The sequence below is a fragment of the Shewanella sp. SG44-2 genome (assembly GCF_014164215.1).
Classification (GTDB): Bacteria; Pseudomonadota; Gammaproteobacteria; order Enterobacterales; family Shewanellaceae; genus Shewanella; species Shewanella frigidimarina.
Genome location: NZ_JACJEU010000128.1, coordinates 1 through 206, shown reverse-complemented (window position 1 = coordinate 206; position 206 = coordinate 1). Strand labels below are relative to the sequence as shown.

The 206-nt window shown below is 58.7% G+C and carries 1 protein-coding gene; it reads left to right on the top strand.

Annotated features, from left to right (window positions below; translation table 11 throughout):
* The coding region (locus tag H5181_RS20565; RefSeq protein ID WP_182751909.1) for a hypothetical protein at nt 1–206 on the top strand (206 nt) is incomplete at both ends.

The window sequence follows — 206 nt, the reverse complement described above, 5'->3', positions numbered from 1 at the left end:
GATGTCACCGCGCAAGTGATTGATATCGCCGGTAACCCATCTGCAACCGCAACAGATACACAACCTGTTGATGCCACCATGGCACCTGCACCCACCGTTGAGTTCAGCGGCATGGGCACTGATGGCGTGTTCAACAGCGATGAGATCGGCAGCGACGGCACTGTGACCGCGACCGTGACGCTAGCGACTGGCACCCAAGTTGGCGA